Here is a 7,141-nt window from a genome sequence, read left to right as displayed (position 1 = left end):
TCCCACGGACCTTTCGGATCGATCGATTTGCCGCCGATCCGGATCGAGCCGCCACGCCGGCGGCGCGCGCCAAAGATCGCCTCGCAAAATTCACTGCGGCCCGAACCAATGAGCCCAGCGAGGCAGACGATCTCGCCGGCCCGCACTGTGATCGATGCCGACCGCACCAGAGGCGGCGCGTCGACGCCTTCCGCCTCAAGCACGATGTCGCCGACCTTTCGCTTTGCGGCCGCACGTGAAAAATGCACATCGCGTCCGACCATCAGCCGAATCAGTTCGTCGGTCGACGTCTCGGCGACCTTGCGCGTTCCGGCATGCCTGCCATCCTTGAGCACGGTCACAGATTGGCAAAGCGCGAAAATCTCGCCGAGGCGGTGCGAAACGTAGATCACCGAAACGCCGCTGCCGGCCAGCCGCCGCACCACATCGAATAGTTTTTCGGTTTCAGTCAGGGTCAATGCCGCGGTCGGTTCGTCAAGGATCAATATCCTGAGGTCGCGCGACAGTGCCTTGGCGATCTCGACGATCTGGGCCTGCGCCGGTGAGAGAGTTGATACCTTGAGTGCCGGATCGATGGTGACGCCAAGCTGCCCGATCAGCATCCTTGCTCGATCGCGCATGGCTCGGACATCCACCTGGCCGAGCCATTGCGTCGGCTGCCGGCCAGCAAAAATGTTCTCTGCGACCGAAAGCTGCGGAACCAGTGAGCCTTCCTGATGGACGATGCCGATGCCGAGATCGCCCGCCGCTTTCTCATCGAGGTCGGCAATTTCGGCGCCGTCCACAAGAATGCTGCCCTGGTTGCGTGAATAGACACCGGCGACGATTTTGCCGAGGGTCGACTTGCCGGCACCGTTTTCGCCGAGTAGGGCGCGGATCTCACCGCCCTCGACGCTCATCGAGACATTGTCAAGCGCCCGCACGCCGGGAAAGAACTTGGAAAGGCCTTTGATTTCGAGCCGCGGCGCCATGGCGCTATTGAACCTTGGCCTGTAGGTAGTGGGCCTGCTTGGCCTGGATCATCCAGACCATGGTTTCGTTGACAGGAGTGGCCACACCGGTGCGCTTGCCTGCATCGACGATGGCGCCGTTGATCACCTCGATCTCGGTCTGCCGTTTGGCCTCGACGTCCTGCAGCATCGACGCCTTGCCGCCGACCGCCTTTTCCAGCAGGCCGGTGATCGCGGCCCAGCGTTCATTATAGTCGAGCGCGATGCCTTGTGCGTTCGCAACGGCAACGACTTCCCTGAGGATGTCTGCCATCAGGCTTTTTGTGCCGTCGAAGGCGACGAGTTCATGCGACATGAACTGAAGCAGCCCGGCGACCGGCAACGTGCAGGCGTTCAGCGCCAGCTTCTTCCAGACCTCATCGAGGATCCTGTCTGACTGCGTCGTCTCGATCTGCGCCGCGCGGAACGTCTCGATCACTTTGCCGAGGCGCTCGGTCGGCTTGCCGGTCAGCTCGCCGATGTAAGTCATGCCGGAGCCGGGATGCTTGACGCGGCCTGGCGCCAGCAAGGTGCCTCCATGGTAGGTCAAGCCGACCAGCACGCGGTCTTCGCCGACGATCGAGGCGATGCGCGGTGCATTGCCCCAGCCATTCTGCAGGCTGAGCACGGCTGTTCCCTTGGCGATCATGGGTGCCGCGGCCCGAACGGCCGCTTCGGTATGATAACATTTCACGAAATTGATAATGAGATCGACCGGTCCCACGCTCGCCGGGCTGTCGCTTGCATGCACCTTGATGACCGGCTGCGAACCGTCCTTTTCCTCAATGGTCAACCCGCTATCGTTGATCGCCGTCACCGCCGTTTTGGAGACGTCGATCAGCGTGACGTCATTGCCGGCGCGGGCCAGATATCCACCGAATATCCCGCCCATAGCTCCGCCGCCGCCCAGAATGGCGATTTTCATGCATCTTCCTCCCTTGGCGCTCGCAGTCGCCGTCTCAAAGCAAGTTGATTTGCAGAGGGTGGAGCTTGCCTTTTGGAGGTCCTCCAAGCCGGTGCTGGCCGATGCTCATCGAGCCCAGCCTCGTCTTCCCGCTTTTTTCATCCTGTGTTTTTCAGCATTGCAAGCTGTTGCATGGTTGTCAAGCATGATGGTATGAAAGGTGTATGGTCGACCCTTTAATCATCGAACGAAAGAAACTCTTCGAGCATGTGGCGACACATCTCGAGGGGCAGATCCTCTCCGGCAAGCTGAAGCCAGGAGACCAACTGCCGCCCGAGCGGGACCTGCAGTCGCGCTTCGGCGTCGGCCGCCCGGCCATTCGCGAGGCACTGATCTCGCTGCAGAAGGCCGGCCTCCTCGAACTCACCAATGGTGCGCGCGCCAAGGTGCTGATGCCGACCGCCAGCCATATCTTTACCGGCATGGCACCGGCCGTCAGGCAGATGTTGTCGACAGAAGAGGGGCAACGCTCCTTTCAGGGCGCGCGCATGTTCTTCGAGGTCGGCCTCGCCCGCGAAGCCGCCCGCACCGCCACGCCTTCCGATCTGGAGACGCTAAGCGAGGCGCTCGAAGCCAATCGCCAGGCAATCGGCGACCGCGAGCGTTTCACCAGCACCGACATTGCCTTCCATTTCGAATTGGCGCGTATCGCGCGCAATCTCGTGTTCGTGGCGCTTCACGACCAGATTTCGGAATGGCTCAAGGAACAGCGCATCGTCACGCTGGCCGCGGACGGTCAGGAGCAAACGGCGTATGAGGCACATCGCGCCATTTACGATGGGATCGTCGCGCGCGATCCCGATCGCGCCGAACAGGCGATGCGTGAGCATCTGGATCAGCTGACGACAATGTTCTGGCGCCAGCGGGCAAGCGAACATGAGGCCGATGATCATCAGATGGGCGACCCCGACGCATGAAGATCGGCGTCATCGGCGATGATTTCACCGGTGCCGGCGATATCGCCAACACGCTCGCCAAGGTCGGCGCGCGCACTGTTCAGTATGTTGGAACGCCGACCGGACGACTGAAAACCGAGATCGACGCTGCGGTCATTGCGCTGAAGACGCGCTCGATTGACGCCGGCGATGCGGTGACACAATCGCTCGCTGCCTGCAGGTGGCTGATTGCCAACGGCGCCAAGCAAATCGTTTTCAAATACTGCTCGACTTTCGATTCCACGCCGCAAGGCAACATCGGACCGGTCGCGGAAGCGCTGCTCGTGGAACTGGACACGACGCTGGCGCTGGTTTGCCCGGCTTTCCCTGCCAATCGCCGGACGCTGTATAACGGGCATCTCTTCGTCGGCGACCGGCTGCTGAGTGAGTCTGGCATGGAAAACCACCCGCTGACGCCGATGACCGATCCCGACATAAGGCGATGGCTTGCACGGCAGACCGCGCTCAAGGTCGGCCATCTCTCTCTGGAAAGCCTGCGTTCGGGCAATGCTCAGGCCGCCTTGCGCCTGGCAAAGCACAACGACGAAAGACTGATCGTCGCCGACGCGATCTCGGATGACGATCTCCTGGCGCTGGGGCGGATAGTCAGGACCCACAGGCTGGTTACAGGCGGATCCGGCATTGCCATGGGCCTGCCCGGCAATTTTGGCATCCAACCGGCAATGGATCGGCAGCCGTTCGCGGGGAGCGACGGTCCCGGTCTCATCCTCTCCGGCAGTTGCTCTTCGGCGACACGCAGGCAGATCGCCGCGTATCACAGCGGTCACCCGTCGAAGCGTCTTGGTGCCGCCGACGCGCTCGATCCGGGTGCGGCCGTCGCGAGTTGCCTGGATTTTCTCGTCAGCCACAAAGATACAGGCCCGCTCGTCTATTCGACCGCGGAACCATCGGAAGTGGCTGCAGCCCAAGCCCGATATGGACGCGAAAGGCTGGCGGCATCGTTCGACACGATCTTTGCAGAGCTCGCTATCAAGGCAGTGGCTGCCGGGTTCCGGCGGATCGTGGTTGCGGGTGGCGAAACGTCCGGCGCGGTTGCCTCGGCGTTCGGAGCGGCAGCACTCGAGGTCGGGCCGCAGATCGACACCGGAGTGCCCGTGCTTATCCTCGACGCAAATCCGAGGCTGGCCTTCGCGCTGAAATCGGGGAATTTCGGCTCAGTTGATTTTTTCGAACGTGCACTCGCTACCCTGAAAGGTAGGGCCTCATGACTTTGGAAGAGCAGCAGCTTCGCGACGAGTTTTGCCGCTGGGGCGAGTCTCTGTTCATGCGCGGCTACACCGCCGGTTCGTCGGGCAATCTGTCGGCTCGGCTTGCCGATGGTTTCCTGGTCACGCCGACCAATTCCTGTCTGGGTTATCTCGATCCCGCCAGGCTGTCGAAAGTGGATGCCCAAGGTGTTGCTGTGTCGGGCGATGCCCCGACCAAGGAGATTCCGCTTCACATGGCATTCTATGAGGCGCGGCCGCAGGCGGCAGGTGTCGTGCATCTTCACTCGACCTATGCCACGGCATTGTCCTGCCTTGAAGACACAGACCCCGACGACACCGTCCCGCCAATTACACCCTACGTAGTGATGCGCGTCGGCCGCGTGCCGCTTTTGCCTTACACCCACCCAGGCTCTGCCGACGTAAGGCCGCTGGTATTGGCCAAGGCCCGTGAACATGCCGCCGTCCTGCTGGCCAATCATGGTCCGGTGGTTTCGGGCCGCAGTTTTCGCGATGCCATTTTTGCCGCAGAGGAGCTGGAAGAGACGGCGAAGCTGGTATTCCTGACAAAAGCGCTGACGGTGCGCCAATTGGATGCAACGCTGGTTGCCGAGCTCGAGACGCGGCACAAGTAATTGGTACGTTTGACGAGCGAGGGATCGGTGGGGAACGGCAAGCCTGCTCGAAGCGACGAACGTTCTCCACGACGCGAACGACCGCTTCGGACAGCACCTCGGTCGTCAATCAGCTTTGCCGTTTCCGGGAACCTGACGTCGCAGGCCGACCGCGTTGGCGAAACTTCAGCATAGGGGAACACCAATGAGGCGTGCCTACGAAAAGCCTGTCCTGATCAAGCGCGACCGCCGTCTAGCGTTACTGCCGTGGTCGTCGTGTCTACAACCATCCGGTAACCTGCCTGACAGAGGTATCAACGCTGACGGAAATGGCAGGTTTGTGGTTGCGTGCGCTCGGCACCGGGCGACCGGGCTACGCTTCCCGACCGGTGGGCTCGCGCATGATACGATTGGTGGCGTGTTTTGGGGCTTTCGAAATGTCTGACAAAGGGAATGGCGGTGGCCCGTTCGAGGCCGCAATGGTCGTGGTTATGGCATTGGCGGCACTCGGAATTGCCGTGATCTTCGGGACAGCAGCGTTTTGGCCTGGGTAGCGCGGTGCCAAGGGAAAAGCAGAGTCTCGTCGGCTCGGCGCCCTGGAGAAAGGGAAGTTGCCTGAAGGACGGAGCCTAGCCGACGAGATTAGCGGGGGGCCGCGTCGTCTCGCCGGCTAAGGGTTTATCGCTTTTTAAGGCAACTCGCACAAAGCATCCGAACGTACTGAGGGATCAGCCGATCGGTGGTAACAGGGGTCGGAACAAGATCTGCTTTCCCAGGCACGCTAAGACCGAACGAAGCATGAACATCAAGCTGCGCGAAGTCGGCGCGCTTGCAGTCTGAGCAACTCGGAAGCCTTCGGGCATTTGATGCTCGGTATCCGACGTATAGATGCCTGTAGACAATATGTGTTGATCTGTGATGCGTTAGCTTCCGGCGGTGATGTTTTTCGCGCCCCAAAAACTGCTCGCTCCCAACCGCTAACTTCACTACGTCGCTCGCGCCCAAGCAAAAAGAATGGTGCAATCGCAACAAAATTCCCTGGTCGGCCATCCTGATCGTGGTTGACGCCAGAAATCAGAAAGTCGATGCCGCTATCTTGGGCAAGGGTGCGACCCAAGCCCCTGAAATGAGTGTAGTTGAGAGCCAACTCCGGAAAGACTACCCCGTCCACGCCATTTTCGCGCGCAGCATCAATGAGATTTTGCGCAACAGCGCTGCCGCGCGTGCCACAAGCTCGGCGCCTTCGAAAGGTTTACTTTCTGATGATCCAATCCGGCCGCGGAGTGGGACGCCAAAGCGATCGCTAATGTGAGATGGTGCCTGAAGAGGCTGCCCGGCTGCCGCGAGGGGGATCTTGGGGGACTACGGCAGCCGGGCCATGCCGGCGTTCCCTCCGGGCGACTTATAATGCGAGTATATTAGCAACAGCGCAAACCCCTCTTTGGCAGCATTCTCCCGAATGCCACTTTAAGCATGGCAAGGTGGGTCCACCCGCGAATACACGGAACATCAGAGCTTTCTAACGGTTCTGCTTTGTAGATTTCCAAGGTGGAGCGACGACCGTGTCAGCGCTTGAATTCGTCTACTTTTCTGATTTGATGGCGAGTGATCTCTTAGCCGGCGTTGTGTCGTTGTTGGCTTGCTGTCTGCTCTACAACGTCATCGCGGAGGATCGTCCGAACCGGTAGGCGCGGGAGCCGAACGCTTGGCGCTCCTGGCTCCGCTTTTCATGCCACCGTGCGGGAACCCGTTATTCTTAGACTGGTTCGAAGGGCGGCAGCTCCCACGCTGCTGGTCAGGCCCCCAAGACTTGGCCGGGCCTGGTTCGCCGCCAGTGAGGTGGGCCCACAGCAATTGTCCAAATCCGCGTGGAGCCAGCTGCAGAAAGTTTTATCTTTCCCGGCTGGGAACAGCCGGACGCGCGGCAAGTTCGGGCGAACGCAGCCATAGTCCCTTTGCTGCTGGCCACGCGGGCAGCTTGGCCGGCCCGCGCCTTCTGGGGCGCGGGCCACGCCTGTCGACGGATCTTCCGCACTGGGCGCCACGGGTGATCGGCAGACTGGGGCGTCGCATGCGAACCACTCTATTTGCATTTGTGCTGCTCTTTATTGCGAGCGGCTTCTGGCTGGCAGCCGAGCGGTGATGGCCGGCGGGTAGTGTCTCAGTTTGAAAATAGCGCAAACGCCTGTTCCGTTTGATCGAGGTGGCGCCCGGCGCCCCCGACTTTTTTATGCTCCCGTTCCGGCCCTAGGCCGCGCTGCTCTTGACCACGTGCAATTCGTGCTTGTTTGGCCGTCGGGGAGCGGCTGACGAGTCTTCACCGCTTGTATGATGGACGAACTCGGCTATCGGGCAAGGCCGGCCGAGAAGATAACCCTGCATGGCGTCACAGGCTTCTGCACGCAGAAAATCT

Annotated in this window: 5 protein-coding genes; 3 read left to right on the top strand and 2 right to left on the bottom strand. The window is 60.9% G+C overall.

Annotation, left to right across the window (positions count from 1 at the left end; genetic code table 11):
- The coding region (locus LB543_RS33565; protein WP_224617329.1) for a sugar ABC transporter ATP-binding protein at positions 1 to 971 on the bottom strand (971 nt) is incomplete at its 3' end.
- 4 nt (positions 972 to 975) lie between these two features.
- Positions 976 to 1,914: a ketopantoate reductase family protein gene (locus tag LB543_RS33560; protein WP_224617328.1), complete on the bottom strand. Its 939-nt coding sequence runs from the start codon at positions 1,912 to 1,914 to the stop codon at positions 976 to 978.
- 203 nt (positions 1,915 to 2,117) lie between these two features.
- On the opposite strand from LB543_RS33560, the gene LB543_RS33555 reads away from it, so the two are divergent.
- Genes LB543_RS33555 through LB543_RS33545 form a run of 3 tightly spaced genes read left to right on the top strand, consistent with a single transcriptional unit; the run spans position 2,118 to position 4,749 of the window.
- Entirely contained in the window at positions 2,118 to 2,870 is a 753-nt protein-coding gene (locus LB543_RS33555; protein ID WP_224617327.1) for an FCD domain-containing protein, read from the top strand.
- Positions 2,867 to 4,117 (top strand): 3-oxo-tetronate kinase, encoded by a 1,251-nt coding sequence (otnK, locus tag LB543_RS33550; protein ID WP_224617326.1) that lies wholly within the window; start codon positions 2,867 to 2,869, stop codon positions 4,115 to 4,117. Before LB543_RS33555 ends, otnK begins: the two co-directional genes overlap by 4 nt.
- The gene (locus LB543_RS33545) at positions 4,114 to 4,749 is read left to right on the top strand and encodes an aldolase (protein WP_224617325.1); all 636 of its coding nucleotides are present in this window, start codon (positions 4,114 to 4,116) and stop codon (positions 4,747 to 4,749) included. Before otnK ends, LB543_RS33545 begins: the two co-directional genes overlap by 4 nt.
- The last annotated feature ends 2,392 nt before the right edge of the window (positions 4,750 to 7,141 follow it).

Source organism: Mesorhizobium sp. ESP7-2 (genome assembly GCF_020164715.1).
In the GTDB taxonomy this organism is placed as follows: Bacteria; Pseudomonadota; Alphaproteobacteria; order Rhizobiales; family Rhizobiaceae; genus Mesorhizobium.
This window is presented reverse-complemented; position numbering and strand designations above follow the sequence as displayed.